Below are 25,660 nucleotides of genomic sequence, written 5' to 3'. Positions count from 1 at the left end.
GCGCAGACAAGCATGGGCCGCCCGGAGCTGTCTGTTTTTTTTACGGCCGGCATTTGCCCGCCCGGATCATCCTGACTTTCTCCCGCTTCTCCGTCCGGTTTCAACCCCTGATTTGGAAAAGGCGTTTTTTGCTTTCTGACGGTTAATCTTTTATCATGAAAACTAATTTAGTTTACTGTTCTGTTCCCGTATGCGCGGGTGCGGTTATATAAAAGGAGTGTATAGAAATGTATTTGCCGTCTTTTCAACTGGAAGGTAAAACGGCTCTGGTGACCGGAGCGGGGAGAGGCATCGGCAGAGCGCTGGCTATCGGTCTTGCGGAGGCGGGAGCGGATGTCGTGCTTCTTTCGCGGACGCAGAGCGATCTGGACGCCGTAGCGGCGGAAATTGCCGAAGCGACCGGGCGCAAAGCCTACGCCATTGCGGCCGATGCGGGGACGCGCGAAGGCGTGACGGAGGCCGTCGGCCGTGCCGTACGCGAAGCGGGACGCCTCGATATTCTCGTCAATAACGCGGGCATGAACATCCGTACGCCTGCGCTCGAAGTAACGGATGAAGAGTGGGACGCGATCGTGCAGACAAATCTCAAGTCGGCTTTTCTGATGTCGCAGACGGTCGGGCGCCACATGAAGGAGCATGGGGGAGGACGGATCGTGAATGTCGCCTCCGTTGCGGGCCATATGGCGCTTCGCACGGGAGTCGTGTACGGCTCGACCAAGGCGGCGCTCATTCAAATGACCAAGATTCTGGCGTTGGAATGGGCGCAATACGGCATCCTCGTCAACGCGATCGGACCCTGGTATTTCCCGACGCCGCTTACGGAGAAGCTGCTGGCCGACGAGTCCTTCGTGGCCGAAGTGACGGGCCGCACGCCGCTTAAGCGGGTGGGCCGGCTGGAGGAGCTGGTCGGACCGGTCGTCTTCCTCTCGTCGGATGCGGCGAGCTATGTGACGGGACAGACGCTTTATGTGGACGGCGGTATGACCATTTACGGATTCTGACGACAGACGCGAAGGAGGAAGACCAATGAAACCGTTACCGCTGCGTCTCAGCGTGCTGGATCTCGTACCGGTCATGCAAAAAGCGGATTCCCATACGGCGCTGGGACAAGCCGTCACGCTGGCGCGGACAGCCGAGAAGCTCGGCTATACGCGCTACTGGGTGTCCGAGCACCACGACATGAAACAGCTCGCCTCCGCTTGCCCGGAAGTGCTCCTGGCCCATATCGGAGCCCATACGGAGCATATCCGTATCGGATCGGGAGCCGTTCTGCTGCCGCATTACCAGCCGGTTAAAGTCGCGGAGGCGTTTCACCTCCTGGCGACGCTGCATCCCGGGCGCATCGACCTGGGCATCGGCCGGGCTCCCGGCGGTTCGGCGCATGTCACGCTTGCCCTGAGCGGCAATTTCCTGGAGAATGTGCAGAAGATGCCGGACAAAATCCGCGATCTGACCGCGCTGATCGAAGGCGAATTTACCGTGGAAGGGGAGCGGGTCACGGCCCGCCCGGTTCCGCCCGATTCGCCGGAGCTGTGGCTGCTCGGCACGAACGCCAAAAGCGCCGCTTACGCGGCCGAATACGGGACAGGCTACGTATTCGGCCGGTTCATGAGCGACAACGACGGCGCCGCCGTGCTCGGAGAGTACCGCAGCGCTTTCCGGCCTTCCCGCCTGCTGGCGGAGCCGAGGGCCATCGTCGCCGTCGGCGCGGTCTGCGCCGAGACGGAGGAGCGGGCCCGCGAGCTGGCCGCCGAGGGAGCGGGCTGGCTTCGCTCCGGGCTTCCGGCCGCGGAGGAGGCTGCCGGGAGCGAAGCTGTGCAGGTGCAGGGCCGGGATCGGCAGCAGGGCGCGCTTTCGGCGGCGGGTGAGGCGGCCGAAGGCAGGCAGCCGGAGAAAGCGGACACGCCCGACAGGCGCACCCTGATCGGCACGGCCGGCCAGATCAAGGAGCAGCTGCACGAGCTGCAGAACCTATACGGCGCGGACGAGTTCCTCCTCGTGACCCAGGTGGCGGATTACGCGCAGCGTCTGAAATCTTACGAGCTGCTCGCATCCTGCATCATCGGTCCAGGGCGTCAGTAACGATGGAACACCGCTCCCGGCTAAATTTCGAACCCGGCGCGGAGGACATTTTTCACGCTAAGATCGAAGGAAACCTCCGCTCTATCCCGCGGACGATTCTTCCTGTACAATATAAACCAGCGCATGCCGACAAGCCATTTTAAAACGAAAACTAATTTAAGCAGGTGACATAATGGGTGAAATGGACGGACAAACGATTCAGGTACTGAACGCAAGCATGATTCACGATACGGAGAACGGATATATCGGCAAGGTGGAATTTAAACTGGCGGAAGGCAAGACCGCTTACGAGGTGGCCCTTTTCAGCAAAAAGGGGAAAGAATGGATGTACAGCTTAAATTTCACCGCCGAATCCGGCACGGAAGAAGAGATTGTCGCCATCGAGCAGCAGTTGGAGGAAGATGACGATCTGTTTGATTTTCTCGTGAACACGGCGCTCAGCCGTATGGAACAGGATTCTTCGGGGGGCGTGGAGGGGGAGTAATCTCCTTCATGCAGGCCGTGTTTCCGCCGCATTTCCAAGCGATGCCCGCAATTCCGGTTGCGGGTATTTATGCTGGGCGAATCCGTCGTGAAACTTGCCATGGCGGCGGGAGCCGTGCTATTTTAAGGCCATGCGGTACGCGTTTTTAACCTGGACGTTTAGACGGGGAGGACGACATATATGACAGAGACCGAAAAACAGGCGGCCGCTTACGAGCTGGCTACCTTTGCGGGAGGCTGCTTCTGGTGCATGGTGACTCCGTTTGAGGAATTGCCGGGCATTCACGGCATCGTATCGGGGTATACGGGCGGCCGCGAGGCGAATCCGACCTACGAGCAGGTGAAGGCGGGAGAGACCGGTCATGCGGAAGCGGTGCAAATCCGGTTCGACCCTGACGTTTTTCCTTATGAAAAGCTGCTGGAGCTGTTTTGGCAGCAGGTCGACCCGACAGATGCTTTCGGGCAGTTTCAGGACCGGGGGCTTTCGTACCGGGCGGCTATTTTTACTCACACGGAAAAGCAGAGGGAGCTTGCGGAGCAGTCCAAGCGGGAACTGGCGCAAAGCGGCCGTTTCGACAAGCCGATCGTGACCGAGATTGTTCCGGCGGGGCCGTTTTACGAGGCGGAGGAGTACCATCAGAATTACCACCGCAAAAATCCGCAGCACTATAAAGAAGACCGCGCCCAATCCGGGCGGGACGAATTTATCGGCAGCCACTGGAAATAAAATCGGCGGCATGCCGTGAAAAACGAGGCCGGAAGCCGGCGGACATGCCCGGTTCCGGCCGGATCATAAACAAATGCGGAAGTTTTGAGAGGAGTTTATTAATCAATGAGTGTACATATCGGAGCGAAGGAAAACGAAATCGCGGAACGTATTTTGCTGCCGGGAGACCCGCTGCGGGCGAAGTTTATCGCCGAGAATTTCCTGGAAGGTGCCGTCTGCTATAACGAAGTGCGCGGGATGTACGGATTTACCGGAACCTATAAAGGCCAGCGCGTATCGGTTCAAGGGACGGGCATGGGCGTGCCGACCATTTCGATCTACGTGCATGAGCTGCTGGAAAGCTACGGCGTGAAGACGCTGGTGCGCGTCGGTACGTGCGGAGCCTTCCATGAAGACGTGAAGGTGCGCGATCTTGTGCTCGCGATGACTTCCCACACGGACTCCGCGGTTAACCGCATCCGTTTCAACGGGCTGGATTTTGCCCCGGCCGCCGATTTCGGGCTGCTGAAGAGCGCTTACGAATCCGCCGAATCCGCAGGCATGCCCGTACATGTGGGCAGCGTCTTCACAAGCGACACGTTCTACCGCGACGATGAGGGCGCGACGGCGGCCCTGTTGACGAAGTACGGCACTTTGGCGGTAGAAATGGAGACCGCCGCGCTGTATACGCTGGCCGCCAAGCGCAAAGCCCGCGCCCTGTCCATTCTGACCGTCAGCGATCACCTCGTGACCGGTGAGGAAACGACGGCGGAAGAGCGCCAGACGACGTTCCGCCAAATGATCGAGGTCGCGCTCGATACGGTTATTCAGTATTAAGGATATGAGCGGGGGGCCGGGTGCAATAGGCCCTACCTCATTCGGCGCTTGTGCGCAAAGTCTTTGTGAAAGCTAAGATCCCTGACCTAAGATGGTCAGGGATCTTTTTGTCGCGGCAAGAGCAGGAAAGCAGCCTGTATGCTGCCGCATGTCTGAGCAAGGCATGTCTTCTAAATAGGAGCACTTGTGCTCCTTAAAGACGCTTAACGAGATAGAAATCTTTTATAAAGGCTTCTCGTTCAACCGGGTAAGATCGTCCAGAAACCTTACGATCACGGAAAGCTCTTCACCCGAATAAGTGCTGTACAGCTTGAAATGCTTCTCTTCCAGCAGCCGGTGAAGTTTATCGTGCACACGCGCGATTTGTTCCCCCAAAGGAGTAACGAGATAATGCATTTCCCGCTTGCTTCCGGGACGGGGGGCTTCTGCCGCCAGACCCGCCTGGATCAGTTTGGCTACGGCTTTGGAGACGCCGCCTTTGGTAACGCCGATGTGGTTCGCGATTTGGGTAACGTTGGCGTTCTCCCCGCTTGCTATCTCGTGGAGCACGTGCATCTGCGTCAAGGTGAGCTGGCTCAGATCCGCATTCCGCTCCGCCCCGTCTTTTTGCAGGCCTCCGATCATGTCATACGCTTTCTGTTTTTTAAGTTCCGCGGCTTTGTCTCTGGAATGCAGGTATTGGAGAAGTTTGGCTTGTAAAAGTTCATATGCGGCTTTGCCGTCGTTCACTTGGCGCGCCCCCTGTCTTTAAGTAAAACGGACCGGTTTTCCGGTTCTTTCCCATTTTAGCAGGACAAATACGGCTGTGGCAAAGGCGAGCCCGAGCAGTCCGAACAGAGCGGCGGGATGAACATACACCTGTAAATATCCGAAAACGACCGGTCCCGCAGCCATTCCCGCATAGCGGATAAAGTTATATAGACCGAGAGCGGTCCCCCGAATGGACGGGAATTCCCCGGTGAGCAGTGTCGTATGGACCGGAAGGGTGAATCCTGATGAAATCCCGTACAGAACAAGCGCTGCGGATAGTCCAGCCAAGGAAGCCATACCGGTAAGGGCGAACAAGACGACAAACCCGGAAATGAGCAGACTGCCCCAAAACAGCAGCGCCGTCAGGCCGATGCGGTGTTGGATTTTTTTGAACAGCCAGCTTCCCGCAAGGGTGCTGACCGCCATCGGAAGATAGAGCAGCCCCACCCATTCGAGGCCGAGCCCGTAATGATCGGTGAGCAGAACGGGAAGATATACAAGCAGGGCGAAATAGATGAAGAAATGAAGGAAGCCCGTAAGCATCACGGTCAAACCGATTTTGCTGCCGAATATCGTCCGATAGGCGGCGTGCGTCGAAACGGGCTTCGCTTCAGCGGGAAGAGATTCCCCTTCACTGCGGCTTGAAGGAAAGTAGAGAACATGGACGATAAACAAAACGGCCGCGATACCCGTCAAAAGCCAGAAAATGCCCGCATAACCGGCTCTGCTTCCGATAAAACCCCCGAGTACGGGAGCGACGGCCGGTGCGAAGGACAGCAGGGTCTGATACGTTCCCATCGCTCTGCCGCGGTCATGGCCGGAAAGCAGGTGCCCGATGGTCGTTGCCGCGATTAGCGGGACGGCCGCCGTACCCAGCGCCTGCAGCGCCCGGAAAAACAGGAAGCTGTCGAAACGGACCGCAAGCGAGCAGCCGGCCGATCCGATTACGGTCAGGAAGAGGCCGGGCAGCAGGATTTTACGCGCTCCGATGGAGTCGATCAAAGGACCGAGCACGAGCTGCATCACCGCTAAAATCAGCATGAAAAGGGAAACCGACGCGTTAACCCGGGCGAGGGAAACGTGAAAAGAATCCTTTAGCAGCGGCAGCACGGGCGAATAAATATTTTGCGTCAGTGAAGCCAGGAAAGCGCTTATGGAGACTAGGTACAGAAGAAAAGAATGCTGCGTGCGATTGGCAGTTGGCATGAAGGCAACCTCCTGAATCAAATTGTTTCCGGGAAACTGTTTCCTGGAAACAATTAAAACATTCTGAGAACATAAAGTCAATTCCCCTAACCGGAATGCCGGCACGTGTGCTTTGAAGGCTGCTTTTAAGAGAAGGTCTGTCCTTAATCGGATGAATGGTTAATTGCGCTGAGCAATCTTTATCCCCGGAGGTGTATAGTAAACATTACCAGATCTATTAAAAGGAGGAAAAATCATGGCAAGATTTCGGACGGTATCCGACCGTTCTCTTTCGTTATGGCAGTCCGCTGTTACGGAGACGGTACAGAAGCAGGCGGGCGTGCAGGAGCCTGTAAAAACTGACGCGGAGGAAAAGGAGACTGAGGAGACTGAGAAGCCGATCCAGCAGTGCCTCGTGGAAGGCTCCTGCTTATTCACGACGGAGCAGAATCTGATACTGGCCGCGCTGGGAATCCAGGTGAAGCAGGAGCAGAACACAGCGGGGAATGAGGGTACCGCACAGGGCTCAGTAGAAGATAGACATGAAGACAAGGCTGAACGTAAGACTGAAAGCAGCGCTGGAGTTACGGCTGGGGAAGAACGGGCTGACCGCCATATGGGAGACCGTAAGGTTTCTGCCGATGAGGCGAGTGAAGGCGTGGAAACAGAGGCGGTAATGACGAGTCCTAACACGGGCGATGCCGTCCTGAATCTGCCAGACACCGCAAGCGATATGGGGCAGGCTTCCAGGCTTATGTTCGAGGCAGCCTTAGCGAAGGCCGAAGGCAGCGAAGAAGAAGCGCTGAGGCTCATGCGGGAGGCGAGAAAATATTCAACCGGCGACTTGGCCGGCTGGCTGAGCTGCATCACGACCTATTTGGAGTATGATGCGAGATACGACGCGCCTTACTATCGCGACTGGAAGCTGGACGGTCGTGATATAGGCACGTACGGAGTGGTCTCTCACGTTCTGCCCGGCGACGCTAAGGTCGGGCTGATCGGGGACTGGGCCACGGGAATGCCGGATGCCCGGGAGCTCATCGCGTGCATATTGGACCAGGATGTCGACGCCGTCATTCATCTGGGCGATACTTACTACTCGGGGACACCCGAAGAGTGCAGGCGCAACTTTAAGGAAGTTTTTGACGAAGTATTCGCGAAAACGGGCAAGCCCCGCATTCCGGTCTATTCCATACCCGGCAACCACGATTATTACGCGTTCGGATACGGGTTTTATCAGGAGATTCTGGACGAAATCAACCGGGGGGAACCGGAATGGAAGCAGGAGGCCAGCTATTTCTGCCTCCGTACGGAAGACGGCGCCTGGCAATTTCTCGGCATGGATACGGGCCGCAACGATTATTCTCCCTACAACGGGATTAACCCGACTTACGACGGGCCCTGGCTGGAAGAATCCGAAGTGGAGTGGCATCGCGACAAACTGGCGAATTTCAAGGGAAGCACGCTGCTGCTGTCTCATCACCAGCTTTTCTCCCAGCATAGCGCAATCCAGGGCTGGGGTGCGCAGCGCCCTTGGCTGAACGAGCACCTGGAAGCGGCGTTCTCGCCTTTTTTCGACCGGATTGCATGCTGGTTCTGGGGACACGAGCACAACTTGTGCCTGTTCCGGGACGGATTGATGGGCCTGGCCAAAGGCAGGCTCGTCGGATGCTCCGCTTATGAGGAAACCTCCGGAAAAGATCCGTACGCCCCGTATCGGGACGACTATGCGGAGCACGTGCCTTATCGGGAGGAGATGCCCCGGGTCAGTCAGACGGACGGGTATTATAACCATGCTTTTGCCATCCTGGAGTTTAAGCGAGAGGCAAAGGAAGATCCGATTACGTGCGCCTACTATGAGTTTCCTTCTTGGGGTTCTAATGCTCCGGAGAAGCGGGGAGCCAAATTATTGATGCGGGAATTCATTCATTCGAAGCATTTTAACGTGTAAAACGAACAGGGTGCAAAGGCCGCTTGTAGACGCAGAGCCGGGTATCCGCTAGAATACGGGGATACGAGTCAAACCGCAGCAAGGAAGGGATTTCGATGAATTCATCCGCAGACGGCCGCCCTGTGCCGTCTTATGTATACAGTTTTGCCTGCCACGAGGACGAAAAGGAGCTCTGCATGCTGGAGCTGCGCACCCTGCTGGGCGTCCGGCCGCTGGACGGCTGGGCCGAGAGCCCGCTGGAGCTGGACCCGAGCCGGAGTCCGTTTATCCGGCACCGGCTGGAGGTCCGGCTCCAGGCAGCCAGCTTGGACGAGCTGGCCGAAAGGGCCAAAACGCTCGATTTGAACGGGGACACGTTCAAGCTGCTCTACGTGGAGGCCGAAGGGAAGGCCTCCTACAACGAACGGCGCGCCATCGAGCGCCGGATCGGCCAACATGTCCGGGGCAAAGCGGACATGAAGCAGCCCCGGCACCTGCTCGGCGCGGCTTACGCGGGCGGCCGCTGGGTGCTGGGCCCGTGCCGCCGGAGCGAAGCCGTCTGGCTGGCGCACAACAGCAAGCCGCGGCAGTACTCCACGGCGCTGAGCACGCGCGTGGCCCGCGCCGCGGTCAACATCGCGGTGCCGGACCCGGCCGGCATCCGCGCGGTCGACCCGTGCTGCGGCATCGGCACGGTGCTGGTGGAGGCCTTGTCGATGGGGATCGACATCGTCGGCCGCGACCTCAACCCGCTTGCCGTCCGCGGCGCGCGGGAAAATCTCGCCCACTTCGGGTATCCCGATGTGGTGAAGATCAGCGACATCTGTGATCTGGATGGCGCTTATGATGCGCTGCTTCTCGACATGCCGTACAATCTGTGCTCGGTCATCAGTACAGAGGAGCAGCTCGAGATGCTGCGCAGCGCCCGCAGGCTGTCTCCGCGGGCGGTTGTCATCTCGGCGGAGCCGATCGACGCCGCTCTGGAGCGGGCGGGCTTCGCCGTGAAGGACCGCTGCGTCGTCCGCAAAGGGAGCTTCGAGCGGCAGATTATCGTGTGCGAGCGGCGGGAGGATGGGGCGGAATAGGACGACGTCAAAAAAAGAATCCCTAGATGCGCGAACATCTAAAGACTCTGGCGCACAGCGTCCGCATAAAGAGCGGTCGGCTTCGGTAAAAATTCTTTATATCACAACAATAAAAAGTGATAGATCCTACCTTGGCGGGCGGTCTATCACTTTTTATTTACTTTCCCAACACGATATAACAACAATCAGGCCCAAAATACAACTAGTAGAAAGGTCCTGAAATAACATGCTTAAGCCCCAGCCCGGGGATTAACGGGAACCGTTAGCGCAGCAATGTTCCAAACAGGTCGCTCGTTCGGAGCTTATTGACTTAAGCTTAAATTTATCCCGAAAAGAGCAGGCAGAGCGGGCAGCACCGCCAAGCTTGCTTTTTTGTGTTCTGTTGAACGAACTGCAGGTTAGGTCGTACTTTTAAGACGTCAAACAGGAATTTTTGCCCTTTTAAAAAAAGGCGTTGAAATATATGTAACTCTTAGTTATAATACAAAACATAACAAATAGTAAAACGCTTTCATTGAGAGGGTGAAGCCATGAACCTAGCCGGAATGAACATTACGTACAAGCATTTTCCCTTCCAACACTTCCTGGATTCCATGTCGGAGCTCGGCATCGGTCATATCGAACTGTGGGCGGGTGAGCCTCATTTGTATGTCTACCGTAATGTCCTCGGTAACTTAAGGCAGATCAGGCAGCAGCTGAAGTCAAGAGATATGCAGGTTGTCTGTTACACGCCGGAGCAGTGCGTATATCCGTTCAACATCGCGGCCTCAGACGCACATTTGCGGCAGAAGAGTGTCGATTATTTCATCGATAATCTGTACGCCGCGCTGGAGCTGGGGACCGATAGGATGCTTATGACCTCGGGAATCGGGGACTTCTCGGTATCCCGGGAGGAATCGTGGAAATATGCAACCGATTCGATCTACCGGGTATCGCGGGTGGCTGAGAAGGAGGGGGTGACGCTTGCGCTGGAGCCTCTGACCCGGTTCGAAACGAATCTTCTGATCGACGTGGAGGGAATTCTGAGGGTGATGAGGGACGTCAGTTCCCCTTCGTTAAAAGGAATGATCGATACCGTAGCGATGCAGCTTGCTGGAGAGACACCCGAGGATTACTTTACGAAACTGCCGGAGATCTGCCATTTCCATCTGATTGATGGAGACGGCTCCTCCGATGCGCATTTGGCCTTAGATGACGGGGAGCTGAATTGGAGAGAATATGTAACGACCCTTGAAAGCCACGGTTATAAAGGAGGCTGCACCTTAGAGATTATGGGATCCGGTTATTATCAGAGTCCGCATGAGGCACTTAAGAAATCAATCAGGAAAATAAGGGATTTGGAAGTCTTATCATCTTGATTTGGAGGAACTCGCTATGAGTAATGACACACTTACACGAAAACTGGGTTTCTGGTCGGCCCTGGCTATCGCAGTCGGAACTACGGTAGGTTCCGGAATATTCGTCTCTTCCGGAGATGTGGCAAAAGCGGCGGGTCTTCCCTCGATTTCAATCCTGGCCTGGGTTATCGGCGGGATCATCGCAATTCCGCAGGTCATGGTGCTGGCTGAATTATCAACGGCTTACCCGCAAAATGGAAGCGGTTACGTTTACCTGAATAAAGCGGGCTGGAGGCCCTTGGCCTTCCTGTATGGCTGGGCGACGTTCTGGGCGCTCGATCCGCCGTCCATTTCAATTATGGCTTTGGCCATCGTGGCTTACTTGGCAAGCTTCTTCCCGTTCTTTGCCGGGTTCACCGGCAAGCTGCTTGGGGTGGCGATTATTCTGATTATCACATCCATCCATTATCGCAGCGTTAAGGGAGGCGGAAGTTTTCAGGTTATTATTACCGCGGTTAAAATCATTCCTTTCCTGATTGTTATTGTGCTCGGACTTATGTATATGAATTTTGACAACTTCGCTTACACCCCGGCGGCGGGAGCCGGAAGCTCAAGTCTTATCGGAGGCGTATCCGCTACGACCTGGGCGTATACGGGAATGGCAGCCATCTGTTTTATGGCTGGAGAATTCAAAAATCCAGGGAAAGTTCTGCCTAAGGCATTGATCAGCTCGGTGCTGATTATACTTGGCCTGTATACACTGCTTGCGGTGTGTGTCACCGGCTTGATGCCGTTCGACAAGCTGATGGGTTCCAGCGCGGCTGTATCCGACGCCGTGAAATACATTCCGGGATTATCCGGTATTGCCTCCTCTTTTGTGGCCGTTACGGCAATTATTGTTATTCTGGGTTCCTTGAGCTCGTGTATAATGTTTCAGCCGCGCCTGGAGTATGCCATGGCGAAGGACGGACTGTTCTTCCAACGCTTCGGGAAAGTCCATCCCAAATTCGAAACACCTAGCTTCTCGATTATCGCTCAGGTTACATTTGCGTGTATTCTTGTGTTCTTCAGCAATCTAACGGAATTGCTGGGTTATTTTACACTCATTCAGCTGGTTATTAACATTCTGGACTTTGCCGCCGTCTACAAATGCCGGAAGAGAGACGATTATAACCCGATTTACCGGATGCCAATGTGGAGAGTAACGACAATCCTGGCGATCGCGGGAGCGGCATGGCTGGCATGGGGAACCTTTACATGGGCCCCGATTCAAGGCATGATTGCGGCTGCCATTGTCATCGCGACAGGGCTGCCCGTGTACTATTACTGGGAGAAAAAATATGGCTCCAAAAAGCCCGGGGACAGCCAAATCGTTGCTTAATCAAAAAAATGTTGTTTGAATTGTAATGTTGTTTTATAATACAAGACATAACAAATAAAATGGATCATATTGGAGATCGCCTCCAATATGGGGAGGGAACGAACATGTTGAACTTTGATGAACAGTTATTCCTTAAGCTTGTGGAACAAGAGGGCCTTGCCTTTAGAGGGCAGGTTGAAGAGATTGTGGACGGAATTTGCAAGAAAGGGTACAGCAACATTTTTCTGATCGGTGCGGGCGGTACGATCGCCATGATGTATCCTTATGAATATATTTTGAAATCGAACTCGACGATTGACGTGCATGCGGAGATCGCCGCTGAGTTCATGGTGATGAACAACCGCCATTTCAGTAAAGATTCCGTATGTATCTTCACCTCGGTATCCGGGACTACTCAGGAGACTGTGGCCGCAGCCGAGTTCTGTAAGGAACGCGGAGCAACTACCATCGCGCTTGTGGCCGAACCGGATACGCCGCTAACGAAAATTGTGGATCACTGCATCACTACGGGCTCGGAGAAACATTCCTTCGATACGTTCTTCATGCTGCTGCACATGGTCGTGTTCCGCTTCATGTATAACAATAACGAGTTCCCTCAATACGATCAGTTCGTCAAGGAAGTCTCCCTGCTGCCGCGTGCGATTCTGAATGCGGTCAAGAGCTTCGATCCGAAAGCGGAAACCTTCGCGAAAGAGCATAAGGATACTGACTACCACATGATGGTGGGCTCCGGAAATCTATGGGGGAACACGTACTCTTACGCGATGTGCATTCTGGAAGAGATGCAGTGGATTCACGCGAAATCGATCCACGCGGCGGAATTCTTCCACGGCACACTTGAGCTGGTGGTTGAGGATACCAGCGTGATTCTGCTAAAAGGTGAAGACGAAACCCGGCCGCTGATGGATCGCGTGGAACGTTTTGCCGGGAAGATCACGAAGAAATTGACTATTATTGATACCAAGGAATTCAAAATGGAAGGCATCAGCGAAGAGTTCAGAAAGCACTTTTCCGTCAATATCAACTGGTCCGTGCTCAGCCGCATCAGCGTCCACCTGGAGCGCGAGAGAAACCATCCGTTAACGCTTAGAAGATACTATCGTCAAATGGAATATTAAAATGCCGTGAGCACTACTTCGTAGTGCTCCTCTTTTAATCGCAGGGAAGGCGGGAGCAAGATGAGAATCGTTACAGTCGGAGATAATTGCATGGATGTTTATCAGGCCAGCGGCAAAGCCTACCCGGGAGGCAATCCGGTGAATGTGGCCGTTTATTTAACGGAACTGGGTGCACAGACCGCTTATATAGGCTGGGTAGGCACTGACATGTATGGGGAGATTATGATCCAGGCTATTAAGGACAAGGGCGTGGATACTTCCCGAATATCCAAAAAGGAAGGAAAAACAGCGGTAACCCAGGTCGAGATGATCGGCAATGATCGCAAGTTCGGGGATTATGACGAAGGGGTTATGGGGCAGTTCTCTCTTACTCCGGAGGAAATTAGCTTTGCCGGAAATTATCAGCTTGTACATTCGGGCATATGGGGGCATGCCGATAAGTATTTTGCTGCGTTTAAGGAAAAGGGTCTGGTGACCTCCTTTGATTTCTCAGACCAGCTCAGCGATGAGCTTGTGCAGACCTTAACGCCTCACGTGGATTATCCGTTCTTCTCTTATACCCAGGACGATGACTATATCCGGGGGTTTCTGACCGAAGTGAAGCAGAGAGGATCTCAGATCACCGTCGCTACTCTGGGAGAGAACGGTTCACTGGCCTATGACGGGGAGCGGTTCTATACGTGCGGCGTTGGAAAAGTGGATGTGGTGGATACGATGGGCGCGGGGGATTCGTTCATTGCCGGGTTCATCTACGGCCGATTGAAGGGGCTTTCGATTGAGGCTTGCCTGGAGCAGGGCGCATCGACGGCGGCGAAGACCATAGGATATTTCGGGGCATGGTGACTGGAGTAGGCCATCAATGTATAATACGTAATATATAATCATTGATGGATAAGGATGAATGAACGATGAATTTAAATCCTTCAACCCCCCAGCCGCTGTATATGCAGATCCGGCAAATGTTGAAGAATGATATCCAGCACGGAAGATATAAACCGGATGAACAGATTCCAACCGAGGCGGAGCTCTGCGATACGTATAATGTAAGCCGGATTACGATCAGGAAAGCGATCGAGGAATTGGTGCGGGACGGCACGCTGACGCGGATTCCCCGCAGAGGCACCTTTGTGGCCTCGAACAAGTTCCACAACGAGCTGTTATCTGTAAGCGGATTCTCGGAGTTCAGCCATCAGCTCGGCATGATCCCGAACTCCCGGATTCTCCGGAGTGAGGTCATTCAGGCCTCGGAGGAGGTGGCCGGGCATCTTCAGATTGAGGAAGGCAGTCCCGTACTGGAGCTTGAGCGGCTGATGTACGTGGATGACCGCCCTCTTTTCTATGATATTGCCCACTATTCACTCACCCGGTTCCCCGATCTGGAGAAGAAGATTGCGATGAACGAATCGACCTACAAGATTCTGTCGGAGGACTATCATACCGAAATTGTAAGCAACGATAAGATCATCGATGTCATTGGGGCGACCAAAGATTACGCGAAGCTGCTTGAATGTGATATCGGGGCGAATCTGTTCCGGATCTTAAAAATTGCTTTCGACGCGAACGATGAGCCGGTTCACCGCTCCACCTTCATGTGTGAGACCAACCGGGTCAACTTGACAGTTCACCGGGCCAAATAAGGTCATGCCCAGCGGCATGAAGACCCCAAAAGAAGGGGTCTTTTGTTTATCCGGGAGCACGGAACTATTCCAGCTTGAACCCCTGTTTCTCCAGAAACGGCTTCAAATGAGCGCGTACCGGCTGGCGGTACTTGTCCGCCATACTCCGGGACCAGGTGACGCTCTGCTTGCCTCCGGTCCGTTCCTCGTAATATTTCCGCGTCGTCTCATCGTACTGGCGGACGCCTTCGTCCGAGCGTTCGCTCTGATAGCCGTTCTCGTGCAGAACGGCCGTTTGGGGAAGCCGGGGACGGAGGGATGGCTCCTGGTCCGGCACGCCTACGCACATTCCGAACACCGGGTAGACGAGCTCCGGAAGCTTCAGCGCTTCGGCGACGCCGTCCGGGTTGTTGCGGATGCCTCCGATGTAGCAGATGCCCAGGCCGAGGGATTCGGCCGCAATTGCCGCATTCTGCGCGGCCAGCGCTGCGTCCATCGAGGCGACGAGGAAGCTTTCGGTGTTCTGGTGGAACACTTCGCCGGACTGCTCGGTTGCTTTGCGGAGCCGGTTCAGGTCGGCGCAGAACACGAGAAAGAGTCCGCACTGCTCGACGTAGGCCTGATTGCCGGCGAGCCGGGCCAGTTCTTTTTTCAGCGCGGGATCGGTGGCGGCAATGATGGTGTAGGCCTGAACGCTGCTTGAAGTCGAGGCCATTTGTGCGGAAGCGACAATCGCTTGCAGTTGGTCCCCGGGAATCGGATCGGGTTTGAACTTGCGGATAGAGCGGTGCCGGGTCAGCAGATCGATAAAGGAATTCATGGGCGTAATCTCCTTTTTTTCAGAGCATAAGATAAATGTTGATCGGGTTGTTACAGTTAGTTCTATTATAGGCGAAAACTTGGTAAGATCGTACTTATATCAGGAAATATAAGGAACCTTCAAGAACCGGGAAGGACGGGCCGCAAAGCAGCGGTGAGTGCCGGAGTGCCAAGTGTGGCGGAACCGGAAGTTAAAAGACGCAGGGGGCCGAATATGGACGAACGGATAGAACGGACCGAACGGGATGTTGTCCCGCCGATTCCCGGGAAAAATTCGCTGGAAAAGCGGGCTTTTATAAAGCGGAGCGCTTTTGTGCTGCCGCTTGTCGCTGTGCTGTCCGCTTGCAGTGTGACCCACAGCGTGGAAACGGAGACCATCCGGGCTGCCGCCAAGTCCATGAAGAAGAACCTGAAAGGATATAAGGGGCTCCACTGTACGTTTACCCGGCCCGATGTAACCTGCAGGATCGACTGGAAAGGGGAGCCGGACCCGGAAACGCATGCTGCCGTGATGGCCGCCGTGAAGGCGTTCGTCACGCCCGGGCATATGCGGGAAATTGCCCGCAGTGTGAACTGGAAACTGGAAATTTCCGAATTCCATTTACTCCTCAATACGGATGACAATAAGGCCGACGCGGAGCATGCCTATTCAGCCCGTTATTACAAAACGTCGGATGCGAGCGACGATTCCGAAGCCAACATAGACGCTTACAGAACCTGGACGGAAGACGGAACGCAGGCCGTTCCTCTTGAAAACGGATCTGACTGAAACGGCTGCCTCCCGGCGGCTTTTTTTGCGGTTCGGCAGATAGGAACGGTCAAGCTGTATAGGGGTGACCATCGTTACGCAGCGTCACACCGGGCACAATGAAGCTGCGCAGGTCCGAACGATCAGGACTTTTTCAAATAAACTTTCCGGATCGGGAACGGTTCCGCCGTTTCTGTTGTCTAATTGGGTGGGGGTGAAGGCGTTGGGGGCTCAACAGGGAAACAAAGAGGGAAAACCGGCAAAAGAACATTTTCGGACGTTGATGCTGGATTACGGACAGGACGTGTGGAACTACGCCTTCTTTCTAACCGGACGCAGGGAAATGGCGGATGATATTTCGCAGGATGTTTTTTTGAGTGTCTTCCGTCACCTGAATACGTTCGAAGGGAAAGCTTCCGTCAAAACGTGGCTGTTCGCGATCACCCGGAATACGGCGCGCAATCATATGCGGACCGCTTTCATGCGCAGGGTGATTCTGGTGGGCCGGGCTCGGCCAAACAGCAGCCATCCGTCGGCGGAGAGTGAAGCGATGGAGGCGGCTTTCACGGATGAGATCTGGGAAATCGTGATGAAGCTTCCCGCAAAGTTCAGGGAAGTGCTCGTACTGGATGCCAAATACGACATGACGATGGGAGAAATCGCCCTGGTGCTCGGCGTGTCGGAGGGAACCGTGAAATCGCGGCTGTCGCGCGCACGCAAAAAGGTGTCGGAAGCATGGAAGGAGGAGTCTGCTTATGAACGGGCCTAAGCCGGAATGGTACGACAAGCTGAAAGCGGGACCTTTTACAAGAAAAACGTTCACGATGGACGATATATACCGCATCGAGCAAAAGACGGCGGAATCCGCGCAGGGTGGTCGTGTGCCTAAGCTAACCGTTCCCAAAAGAAGAAGGACGCTGCCCGTATTGGCGGCTGTGTTCTTGTGCGTAGCGGCAGCCGCGTTCCTGTTCCGGGGGGAACTGGAGCCCGCCGTAACCAAGGCATGGTCCGGGTTCGTGAAGCCGACGGAGCCGCCGCAGGCGACAGTTCCTCCTTTACAGCAGGAAACGGGGACATTCTATCTAAAAGGAGACGCGACAGCCGTGTCCGAGCCGGAGGCTTTCGGCGATGAGGAAACGGATGCGACGGTAAATTCCGAGAACCCTATTACGGTTCTGGAGAAGCGGAACGGGTTCGTAAAAATTGGCGAGAAGCGCTGGATTCCGGAATGGTATTTGAACAAAGACGCGGACAAGCGGCTTAAGGAAGTGCGGCTGAGCCAATTTTTGAGGGAAAGGCCCGTCGTGACGATGACGGCGCCCTATTACGGCGTTATTGTGCAGGGTGTCAACTTTTCGCTGTATCCCGGAGAACCGAAGCCTTCCGGTGGCGTTTTGAAGTACGGCAGAGTGGTTCAAGTCATAAGAGACTACAGGGATTGGGTTTGCGTAAATGTATTCTCCTATGACGGCCGCAAATATGCGGGGGATAAGTGGGTGCCCAAAGAGAACGTGGGAGTCTATGATTCTTCCGTTGCACAAGAAGGATTACTCAAAAAAAGGGTCGAGGCTTTGTCCCCCTCCGGTACGCCGGCCTACCTGGTCCCGGGCGCAAGAGTTGTTATCGAAGGGGAGACGGACGGGATTTACATGATCCGTTCTCAAAGCACTTATACGGCAAAAATCAATAAATCGGATTTTCTCCCGAATCCGTTCCTGGGGCTGGACCGCAAGGAAGACACAGACCCTCAGTGGTACTTCACCCAGGAAGAAATGGTGGACCGCTATGGAGACTTCACCAAAACCCGAACCGACGACCAGCTCAAAGGTCTGGAGCCAATCGATATTTTCCGCTATTATATCCTGGCTTCGGAAAAAGGGGACTGGGAAACGGTCTATGCCCTTCTGATAAAGGGCAGCGATTACGCGACGCCGAGCCGGGAAGAATACATGACCGATACCGGTAGGCAACCGGATGCGGATAAACAGGCGAAACAGAAATGGGACGCCTTGCGGAAAGACTATACGCTGTACCAGGAAATCAGCGGAGATTCTGCCTATATTGTCATGACGAAGCGGGGCTCCAGTTCACCGGAGGACAAACAAGCGTTCAGCTTGACCCGCAACAAAGCAGGCATTTGGAAAGTGAGCTGGCTGCCCATGCAGTAAAGCCAAATAAAAAGGAAAGAGCCAACTTTGCGTGGTCGGGGCAAAGTTGGCTTTTTAGCGTGCGGGGACCTGTGTAGGTGATGCCCTGTAGGATTAAAGCTCGATCAGTTCGTGAAGACGTGGTTCCCGATCACGGCCGTTTTCGGACGCGACTTGCTCCAGGACGAAGTGGCGACGTCCGGATTGTAGTAAAACAGTGCGCCACCGGTCGGGTCGGAGCCGTTCAGGGCGGCGCGTGCCGCTTTGTAAGCCGTTTCGTTAGGCTTCAGCCCGTACTGGCCGTCACGGACGGCGGAAAACTGTCCCGGCTGGTGAATGACGCCCGGAATGGAATCCGGGAACTGGTTGGACTGCACGCGGTTGATGACGACGGCGCCGATCGCAACCTGCCCCTGGTAGGACTCGCCTCGGGCCTCGGAATAAATGATGCGCGCCATCTGCTCCAGAGCGTTCTGCTTCGGCACGGCCGCTTTTTCCAGCTTGCCGAGGGTCTTCGAGTCGGCTTCGCCGTCGACGGGAAGGCCGTAAGCGCGCTGGAATTTTTTCACGGACTCCGCGGTTTTCATTCCGTAGTAGCCGGTGACGCCCGCGTCGAAGTAACCGAGCGCGTCAAGCCGCTCTTGCAGGTCCAGAACGTGCTCGCTCTGGGTTCCTGTGGCCAGGGACATGGCCGAGGCCGAAGGGGCCGCGCTGACAAGGCCGATGGCGCATGCGGCGGCAGATAATAATATAGGCATTTTTTTCATGGTTAAAGGAAAACCTCCTCTTTTTTTTATGACCACGTTTTGTGTACGTGCGATAGGGACTTAAGGGCCTACGATGGTCATCAAAAGCTTCCGCCCACGCTTATCGGCGGCTGCAGGGGAGTGACAGGGGCCGGCTCGATTCCGGCTCGTCCTTTATACTGTTCGGGGAGCCCCGCCGAATTGTTTCCGTAGGAACGAAAAAAATGGATAGGCGATCCAGTTTTAAAAAGAAAGAGACCCACAGCAACGGGCTGCGGGTCTTAAGATTTATTTATTAAAAGGGGGTCGAGTTTTAGTATAGAGCTTTTATATTAAAGGAAGATGAAAACTGGATTGCAGTTATGTTACAAATTGTTATCGGAGTGTATTCTCATCGCCCGCGGAATGGTATAGTTCTAGAAGAGCTTTACAACAACGCTTGCACAGAGCAGCTTAGAGGACAAAAAAGACAGAATTTGAAGGTGAACGGTTTTGAGTCAGGCCCCTTTTTACACCGTGCCTCCGGGTACGGGTCACACGAACATTCCGCAAGCCGTCATGGCTTCCGCACATACAAGCAGGGAACTGGTCCCGGACGGAGACCGGGACGCTTTCTACTTCCGCCGCCTGGAGGCGCAGGGCATAGCCCTGAACGAGCCGCAGATCCGGGCGGTGAGACACTTCGAAGGACCGCTGCTGACGCTGGCGGGCGCCGGCTCGGGTAAAACGTCCGTGCTCGTCTGCCGGACGGGGTACTTGCTCGCGGTGCGCCAAATCCGGGCGGCGAGCATTTTACTTGTCACTTTTTCCAGCAAAGCCGCCGCCGAAATGAGAGAACGCATCGCCGCACTGCCGGGAATAACGGCCCAGGAAGCTTCACGGCTTCAAGCGCGGACGTTTCACTCTTTTTTTCTGCGGGTCATAAGGAGCCAGGGCGTCCAAGAAGAGATATTTAACGAGACGCGCAGGCAGCACATCTTGCTCAAGCAGATTATGCGGGAGCTGGGCATCCCCGATACGTATCAGCCCGAAACGCTTCTGACGCTGCTTTCCTCCTATAAAATGAACCGGACGGAGCTTCAGGACCTGCCGCAGCAAACGAAGGAAGAAAAAGAAATCCGGAGCATTCTGATCCGCTATGAAGAGTGGAAGTTGGCCAACGCCAAAATCGACTTCGACGACGTGCTTCTCCGGGCGTACCGTATGCTGAAGGAGAACGAGAGCCTGCTGCGCTCGCTGCAAAACCGTTTCCAGTATGTCATGGTGGACGAGTTTCAGGACACGAACGGCATCCAGTACGAGCTTATCCGGATGATTGCGTCGCCTCAGAATCATTTGATGGTGGTGGGGGATGACGATCAGACGATTTATTCGTTTAACGGGGCGCGGAGCGAATTTATTCTCCATTTTGAAAAAGAGTTCCCGTCCGCCAAGGTGATTACGCTCGCGATTAATTACCGCTCGGGGGCATCCATCGTCGGGCTGGGGAACGAAATCATCCGGCACAACAAGATGCGGCGGGTGAAGACGCTGAAAGCCGCGAACGCAAGCAGTGCCCGGCCTCAGTATATCCGCCCGCTGACGACCGACGAGGAGGCGGAAATCGTCCTCTCGCGTATCCGGCAGGATGTGGAGCAGGGGAGGCGGAGTTACGGGGATTTCGCCGTGCTCTACCGCTCCGCAAGCAACAACCGCGCTCTGCTGGAGCAGCTCGTTCTGCGCGAAATCCCCTATATTGATTACGGGGACGGGCAGCTGCTGTACGAGCATTGGTTGATCAAGCCCGTTCTGGATCATATGCGCCTGTCTCTGAACCGCCGCGACTTCGAGGCGATGGAGGGAGTGCTGCCATCCCTGTACATCAACCGCGAGCACGGGATGGCGTATATCCGCCAGCAGGAGGCCCGGCAGCCGAAGAAAGGGCCGCTGGTCCATCTGCTGTCCATGCCGAACAAGAAGGACTTCCAAATAGAGAAGATCCAGACAAGGCTGGAACTGATCCGGGAGCTGAAAAAGCTGAAGCCTTTGGATGCGATCCGCAAAATGCGCGTGCATTTCTACGACGCCTACGTCGAGACGGACGGGCGGAAGCAGCCGACCCAGCACAAGGAGATGCTCAAAGAGATGCTGGACGAGCTGGAAACGTCGGCGGAACGGTTCCGCACCACGGCCGAGTTCGTCCTGTTCGTGGACGACGTGCTGTCCCGGAGCAGGCAGAGCGGCCGCCATCTCTCCGAGGAGCAGGGCAGCCGGGTCGCGTTGATGACCATTCACCGGTCCAAAGGATTGGAGTTTCCCGTGGTCGTCCTGATCGGAGCGTGCGAAGGCAGTCTGCCCCACAGCTCCGTACTGGACCCGAAAGCGGCGGACAACGCCGCCGATCTCGAAGAGGAACGGCGCCTCGCCTACGTGGCCGTGACCCGGGCCCGCGAGGAGCTCATCGTAAGCTCGCCTTCCCTGTACCGGGGAAGAAAGGCGGGCGTCTCGCGGTTCGTCGTGTCCGCCTTTACGGGGCGGAGCGGCGATTCGCCGGCTTCCGGCCGCCGCGCGCAGCCGGTCTCCGGCAAGCGGACGGTGACGGCCGTGAGCCGCACCGCACCGGCGTCCGGCAGGGCACCGGAGCGAAGCGCACCGGCCGGGCCGGTACGCACGGAGACGGTGCCCGCGTGGCTCTGCACCGGGCCGGGCTGCAACGCCTGGGTGCGGATCGCCGCCGGCGAACCCGCCGCGGGCAAGGCGTCCGGTGCGCCGGCCAAGGCCTGCCCGCTGTGCGGGGCGCCGATGACGGCGGGCCGCCGGGAAGCGGCCGTGCGCGCGGCCGGCCGTTGAGGGCGCTGGCGTGGAGCCCGCTGTCGGGCCGAACTGCCGGCGAAGGCTTGCCCGCTGACCGGCGGGGCCTTTCCCGGTGGGCTGGCCCCGATGCGTGTGCCGAAGCCTGCCCGCTCTGCGGTCACCGATGACGGCCGGACGTTGAGGGCATGGCCTGGAGCCCCGTGGCGGGGGTGGGATGCCCGGCGGACCCGAAGCGCGAGTCCAAGGCCTGCCCGCTCTGCGGTCACGGTCCAGGCCGCTCGTACTCCGGGCGGGAATAGCTGCCGGAGTACCGCCAGCGCGTCGCTGCCGCGTCTGCGACACTCCCGCAATCCAGCGGGAACCGCACATGCGCATACAACCCATAAAAAGAACGGACCGGCATCTCCATGCCAGGGCCGTTCTTTTTATGTCCACAAGCGGAGGAGCGGCCCCTCCTCACCGAAAACCGGATCGGTGTCCGGCACAGGAACGCTGCCGATCTTTTCCCGGATGGCGGGGGTTACGCTCTCGCTCTCTTTGTGAAGATCGGGCTCCATGCCGCCCGGATAGGCCCCAACGATCTTGAAGTCGGGGCTGCCCGACAGTTTTTTGTGCCCGGTGCCGGCAGGCAGCACGACCACATCGCCGGTCCTCAGCTCTACCTGCTCTCCATGCTCGCCGCCGAGCCGCACTACCGCGCTTCCGCTTATGACGCCGAGCACCTCGTGCGCGTTGCTGTGGTAATGATGGTAATCGAACACGCCGTTGGTCCAGCTGTTCAGCCAGTTATGCTGGTTAAACAGCTTCTCCGTCTGCTCCGCATTTTCCGAGAAAACCCCACTGTACAGAAGCACGGGCAACCGGGGGTGGTTCGGAATCGCACCGTCTTCTTTGAAAAAAATTGTTTTCACGTCTACGTCCGCTGCGCTCATTTAAATCTCCCTCCCTAAATCAACCACGTCCAAATAAAATCTAGAAATTTTCGGGACTAAATTGTTGACCCTACATATAGTTAACCTTCCCGATATTTTTTTAATACGAGAAAATAAAGCAAAAAACCTCCTCCGTTTTGGAACGGAAGAGGTTTTGTTACGGATTCCGCTTTCGGGGGCTGACCGGTCGAACTTCCGGAAAGCCTTAAAACCGGCCGTTACTGAGGATTGGTTGTCCAGATTCCGGCGGTCTTGATGAATACGCGCGGAGGAAGCTTCAGCGTGGCGGTAATCAGCTCCGCTACGTCTTCCGGCTGCATCATCCGGTCTTCGTCGCCGATTTTGAGGCCCGCATTGCTCGCCAAATCGGTGTTGACCGTGCTTGGCGTAAGCGCCGTTACACGGATGTTGGATTTGCGGACTTCCTGCATAAGCGACTCGGTCAGACCGAGAACTCCGAATTTGGAGGCGCAGTAAGCCGAACCGGTCGCAAAACCGCGTTCTCCGGCCGTAGAAGCCACATTAATGATAGTTCCGCTGTTTTGCTGGATCATGCCCGGCAGGACGGCACGCGTCACATAGTAGGTTCCCATGAGGTTGACCTGAATAATGCGCTCCCACTGCTCGGGGTCCATATCCGCCACCGTGCCGAATTGGGCGATTCCCGCATTGTTGATCAGAATATCGACATGGCCGAGCTCTCCGGTTAGGGAGGAGATAGCCTGCTGCACTTCGGATGGTTTCGAAATATCGGCGGAAGCATAGAAAACGTTGACTCCGTAAGTACCGGAAAGCTCTTTCTGAAGGGCTTCCAGGTCCGCTGTGCTTCTGGCCAGAAGACCGAGGTTAACGCCTTCTTTGGCAAGCGCGGCGGCGGCCGCTTTGCCGATTCCTTTGCCGGCCCCGGTAATGATGGCCGTTTTGTTCTTAAGCTCCATGAGTGTCTCTCCTTTATTCCCTTGAGGGATCTTTGGTCTCTTTGTTAAGTTACCATAATAGTTACAGTTTATCAAAACCGGCCGAAACTATTTTCGGGTTAAAAAGAGGGCTTCTTTTCGGAAGCTCTTTTTTTGTACGGATGTTTGTTTTTTTCAAGACCCAAACTGTCTCTTATCCTCGCACATATTCTAGCAGGAATCCGAAAAAGGAGTGAGAGAATGGGAGCTTTAACTTCGATTATTATATTGACCCGGAACGGGCTGAAGCATACCCGGGCCTGTGTGGAAAGCGTGCAAAAGTACACGTCTTTGCCGTACGAATTTATTTTTGTGGATAACGGATCGACCGACGGGACTTTGGCTTATTTATCAACGGTCCGGAATGCTACCGTGCTTGCCAACTCTGTGAATAAAGGCTTTGCCGGGGGCTGCAACCAGGGAATCCGGGCGGCCAAGGGAGACTACCTGCTGCTCCTGAACAACGACGTCGTCGTTACGGAAAATTGGCTGGAAGGGCTGCGCGGCTGGCTCGATTGGGACCGGACCATCGGCATCGTCGGACCTGTTTCCTGCAATGTGGCACCGATTCAGCGGATTCAGCCGGACCCTTATCAGACCATGGACGAGATGCAGCAGTTTGCGCGCAAGTGGAGAGAGCAAAACATAGGCATGGGATTTTATCCGCACCGGCTGATCGGTTTTTGCATGCTTTTTCATAAAAAACTGATTGAAACCATCGGAGGACTCGATGAGCGTTTTTACCCCGGCGGGTATGAAGATGACGATTTTTGCCTTCGTGCCCGGCTTAGCGGAAAAATTTTGTGGGCTGCTTGCGACGTTTACGTGCATCACCACGGTCACGCGACTTTTACGGCTAACGGACTCGCCTGGAACGAACAAGGCCTCTATAATGCGGAAATATTCCGGAATAAATGGAATTTGGAAGTTTCTGCGGTCGAACTGGAAAAAACGGGTTACAATCCGAGCCTCATCGTCGAGAAGGTTAAAACCTTTTGCCCCGAAAAGCATTTCGTGCCGTTGGGTGAAGAAGACGGTTTGGCGTGAGCCCGAATTTTTTTACACAGGATAACTCTACAAACCAACTATGTTCGCAGTTCATAGATTAATAGAGGAGGTGAGGTTATGACCGTTTTATTTAACAATTTGATTCAAAACGGCGGCTTCGAGCTGGGAAGCATGGATGCCTGGGGAGCCTATAATGCCGTTGCGGTGAGTACAAATCCCAAGGTCGGCGCAAATGCTTGCCTATTGACGGGTGGAAATGTCGGAGCGGGGATCGTTCAGGCGGTCTTCGCTTTGCCGGGAGAAAGCTATGCGGTATCCGCTTCTTTTGCCAAAACCGGCACCGGTACGAGTCCGCAAGTTAACGTAACGCTGGCTTACTACGATTCCTCGTATTTGTTCATTTCGAACGGAGTAGCCACCACGATCCAGCAGGGAACGCTTCCCGATGTGGCAACCGGATCCTGGAAAATGCTATATGAGGTAACCGGTGCGGTGCCTGCGAATGCGGCTTATGCCTCTTTTCTGGTGACTCTTTCGCCATTGCAAAATTCATCGAACGTGCTGCTGGACGAAGTGGTTGTCATGAATGCAAGCGCATCGGGCGTCACGGGTGCGACAGGGGCAACAGGCCCCGCAGGTCCGACCGGCCCGATTGGCCCGGCTGGAAGTACGGGAGCTACGGGAGCTGTAGGGGCGACAGGTCCTACAGGTGCGGCTGGGTCGACAGGTGGGACTGGTGCTACAGGTGCGACCGGGGCCGATGGAGCGACTGGTGCTACTGGTGCTACTGGTGCTACTGGTGCTACTGGTGCTACTGGGGCCGATGGAGCTGACGGAGCGACAGGAGCAACGGGAGCTGATGGAGCGACAGGAGCAACGGGAGCCGACGGAGCAACAGGTGCAACGGGAGCCGACGGAGCAACAGGTGCGACGGGAGCCGATGGAGCGACAGGTGCGACCGGAGCTGATGGAGTGACTGGTGCTACCGGAGCTGATGGAGC

The 25,660-nt window shown here is 55.6% G+C and carries 24 protein-coding genes; 18 read left to right on the top strand and 6 right to left on the bottom strand.

The window, feature by feature from the left end; genetic code table 11:
- Positions 1 to 227: 227 nt before the first annotated feature.
- The 5 genes from HMPREF1207_RS08445 (at position 228) to deoD (ending at position 4,108) form a co-directional block, all read left to right on the top strand.
- Positions 228 to 1,001, top strand: coding sequence for an SDR family NAD(P)-dependent oxidoreductase (locus tag HMPREF1207_RS08445; protein ID WP_009671314.1), 774 nt, complete (start codon positions 228 to 230; stop codon positions 999 to 1,001).
- A gap of 25 nt (positions 1,002 to 1,026) precedes the next feature.
- The gene (locus HMPREF1207_RS08440) at positions 1,027 to 2,082 is read left to right on the top strand and encodes an LLM class flavin-dependent oxidoreductase (protein WP_009671294.1); all 1,056 of its coding nucleotides are present in this window, start codon (positions 1,027 to 1,029) and stop codon (positions 2,080 to 2,082) included.
- A 172-nt stretch (positions 2,083 to 2,254) separates the two neighbouring features.
- A complete protein-coding gene (locus HMPREF1207_RS08435) occupies positions 2,255 to 2,566 on the top strand; it encodes a hypothetical protein (RefSeq protein WP_009671321.1) in 312 nt (103 codons plus the stop codon).
- A 180-nt stretch (positions 2,567 to 2,746) separates the two neighbouring features.
- Entirely contained in the window at positions 2,747 to 3,292 is a 546-nt protein-coding gene (msrA, locus tag HMPREF1207_RS08430; RefSeq protein ID WP_009671271.1) for a peptide-methionine (S)-S-oxide reductase MsrA, read from the top strand.
- 105 nt (positions 3,293 to 3,397) lie between these two features.
- On the top strand, positions 3,398 to 4,108 hold the full coding sequence (gene deoD, locus HMPREF1207_RS08425; RefSeq protein ID WP_009671290.1) for a purine-nucleoside phosphorylase: 711 nt from the start codon (positions 3,398 to 3,400) through the stop codon (positions 4,106 to 4,108).
- Between the two features lie 222 nt (positions 4,109 to 4,330).
- Here the strand turns inward: deoD and HMPREF1207_RS08420 are convergent, their stop codons facing one another.
- Both HMPREF1207_RS08420 and HMPREF1207_RS08415 read right to left on the bottom strand, forming a co-directional pair.
- Positions 4,331 to 4,837, bottom strand: a complete 507-nt coding sequence (locus HMPREF1207_RS08420; RefSeq protein ID WP_009671287.1) for a MarR family winged helix-turn-helix transcriptional regulator — start codon at positions 4,835 to 4,837, stop codon at positions 4,331 to 4,333.
- 18 nt (positions 4,838 to 4,855) lie between these two features.
- Positions 4,856 to 6,064, bottom strand: a complete 1,209-nt coding sequence (locus tag HMPREF1207_RS08415) for an MFS transporter (protein ID WP_009671320.1) — start codon at positions 6,062 to 6,064, stop codon at positions 4,856 to 4,858.
- Between the two features lie 235 nt (positions 6,065 to 6,299).
- On the opposite strand from HMPREF1207_RS08415, the gene HMPREF1207_RS08410 reads away from it, so the two are divergent.
- From HMPREF1207_RS08410 to HMPREF1207_RS08380, 7 genes are all read left to right on the top strand, one after another.
- A complete protein-coding gene (locus tag HMPREF1207_RS08410; RefSeq protein ID WP_009671293.1) occupies positions 6,300 to 7,994 on the top strand; it encodes a metallophosphoesterase family protein in 1,695 nt (564 codons plus the stop codon).
- A gap of 95 nt (positions 7,995 to 8,089) precedes the next feature.
- Positions 8,090 to 9,058: a TRM11 family SAM-dependent methyltransferase gene (locus HMPREF1207_RS08405; protein WP_009671312.1), complete on the top strand. Its 969-nt coding sequence runs from the start codon at positions 8,090 to 8,092 to the stop codon at positions 9,056 to 9,058.
- A gap of 530 nt (positions 9,059 to 9,588) precedes the next feature.
- Positions 9,589 to 10,416 (top strand): sugar phosphate isomerase/epimerase family protein, encoded by an 828-nt coding sequence (locus tag HMPREF1207_RS08400; protein ID WP_009671300.1) that lies wholly within the window; start codon positions 9,589 to 9,591, stop codon positions 10,414 to 10,416.
- Positions 10,417 to 10,432: 16 nt separating this feature from the next.
- Positions 10,433 to 11,776 carry an amino acid permease gene (locus HMPREF1207_RS08395; protein WP_009671292.1) on the top strand — a complete coding sequence of 448 codons (1,344 nt, stop codon included), beginning with the start codon at positions 10,433 to 10,435 and terminating at the stop codon, positions 11,774 to 11,776.
- Positions 11,777 to 11,880: 104 nt separating this feature from the next.
- Positions 11,881 to 12,894, top strand: a complete 1,014-nt coding sequence (locus HMPREF1207_RS08390) for an SIS domain-containing protein (protein WP_009671289.1) — start codon at positions 11,881 to 11,883, stop codon at positions 12,892 to 12,894.
- Positions 12,895 to 12,954: 60 nt separating this feature from the next.
- Entirely contained in the window at positions 12,955 to 13,737 is a 783-nt protein-coding gene (frlD, locus tag HMPREF1207_RS08385) for a fructoselysine 6-kinase (protein WP_016423585.1), read from the top strand.
- Between the two features lie 65 nt (positions 13,738 to 13,802).
- Positions 13,803 to 14,531, top strand: a complete 729-nt coding sequence (locus HMPREF1207_RS08380; protein ID WP_009671286.1) for a GntR family transcriptional regulator — start codon at positions 13,803 to 13,805, stop codon at positions 14,529 to 14,531.
- Positions 14,532 to 14,595: 64 nt separating this feature from the next.
- Here the strand turns inward: HMPREF1207_RS08380 and nfsA are convergent, their stop codons facing one another.
- A complete protein-coding gene (gene nfsA, locus HMPREF1207_RS08375) occupies positions 14,596 to 15,330 on the bottom strand; it encodes an oxygen-insensitive NADPH nitroreductase (RefSeq protein ID WP_009671311.1) in 735 nt (244 codons plus the stop codon).
- Between the two features lie 213 nt (positions 15,331 to 15,543).
- Between nfsA and HMPREF1207_RS08370 the strand changes: the two genes are divergently transcribed.
- From HMPREF1207_RS08370 to HMPREF1207_RS08360, 3 genes are all read left to right on the top strand, one after another.
- Positions 15,544 to 16,098, top strand: a complete 555-nt coding sequence (locus HMPREF1207_RS08370) for a hypothetical protein (protein ID WP_009671319.1) — start codon at positions 15,544 to 15,546, stop codon at positions 16,096 to 16,098.
- A gap of 262 nt (positions 16,099 to 16,360) precedes the next feature.
- Complete coding sequence (locus tag HMPREF1207_RS08365) at positions 16,361 to 16,846, top strand: RNA polymerase sigma factor (protein ID WP_016423584.1); 486 nt, start codon at positions 16,361 to 16,363, stop codon at positions 16,844 to 16,846.
- The gene (locus tag HMPREF1207_RS08360; RefSeq protein ID WP_009671316.1) at positions 16,833 to 18,245 is read left to right on the top strand and encodes a hypothetical protein; all 1,413 of its coding nucleotides are present in this window, start codon (positions 16,833 to 16,835) and stop codon (positions 18,243 to 18,245) included. The genes HMPREF1207_RS08365 and HMPREF1207_RS08360 overlap by 14 nt, the downstream gene beginning before the upstream one ends.
- Before the next feature lie 104 nt (positions 18,246 to 18,349).
- Here HMPREF1207_RS08360 and HMPREF1207_RS08355 read toward each other — a convergent pair whose 3' ends face one another.
- The gene (locus HMPREF1207_RS08355) at positions 18,350 to 18,991 is read right to left on the bottom strand and encodes a cell wall hydrolase (protein ID WP_009671302.1); all 642 of its coding nucleotides are present in this window, start codon (positions 18,989 to 18,991) and stop codon (positions 18,350 to 18,352) included.
- 471 nt (positions 18,992 to 19,462) lie between these two features.
- Between HMPREF1207_RS08355 and HMPREF1207_RS08350 the strand changes: the two genes are divergently transcribed.
- Positions 19,463 to 21,799 (top strand): ATP-dependent helicase, encoded by a 2,337-nt coding sequence (locus HMPREF1207_RS08350; protein WP_009671306.1) that lies wholly within the window; start codon positions 19,463 to 19,465, stop codon positions 21,797 to 21,799.
- A gap of 389 nt (positions 21,800 to 22,188) precedes the next feature.
- On the opposite strand, the gene HMPREF1207_RS08345 is transcribed toward HMPREF1207_RS08350, so the two are convergent.
- Positions 22,189 to 22,695: a cupin domain-containing protein gene (locus HMPREF1207_RS08345; RefSeq protein WP_009671284.1), complete on the bottom strand. Its 507-nt coding sequence runs from the start codon at positions 22,693 to 22,695 to the stop codon at positions 22,189 to 22,191.
- A gap of 218 nt (positions 22,696 to 22,913) precedes the next feature.
- On the bottom strand, positions 22,914 to 23,633 hold the full coding sequence (locus tag HMPREF1207_RS08340; protein WP_009671307.1) for a 3-ketoacyl-ACP reductase: 720 nt from the start codon (positions 23,631 to 23,633) through the stop codon (positions 22,914 to 22,916).
- Positions 23,634 to 23,852: 219 nt separating this feature from the next.
- On the opposite strand from HMPREF1207_RS08340, the gene HMPREF1207_RS08335 reads away from it, so the two are divergent.
- Entirely contained in the window at positions 23,853 to 24,698 is an 846-nt protein-coding gene (locus HMPREF1207_RS08335) for a glycosyltransferase family 2 protein (RefSeq protein ID WP_009671288.1), read from the top strand.
- A 78-nt stretch (positions 24,699 to 24,776) separates the two neighbouring features.
- The coding region (locus tag HMPREF1207_RS30200; RefSeq protein WP_016423583.1) for an NTTRR-F1 domain at positions 24,777 to 25,660 on the top strand (884 nt) is incomplete at its 3' end.

It is taken from the genome of Paenibacillus sp. HGH0039 (assembly GCF_000411255.1).
In the GTDB taxonomy this organism is placed as follows: domain Bacteria; phylum Bacillota; class Bacilli; order Paenibacillales; family NBRC-103111; genus Paenibacillus_F.
The sequence above is the reverse complement of the archived record's forward strand: the minus strand, read 5'-3'. Positions and strand labels throughout refer to the sequence as shown.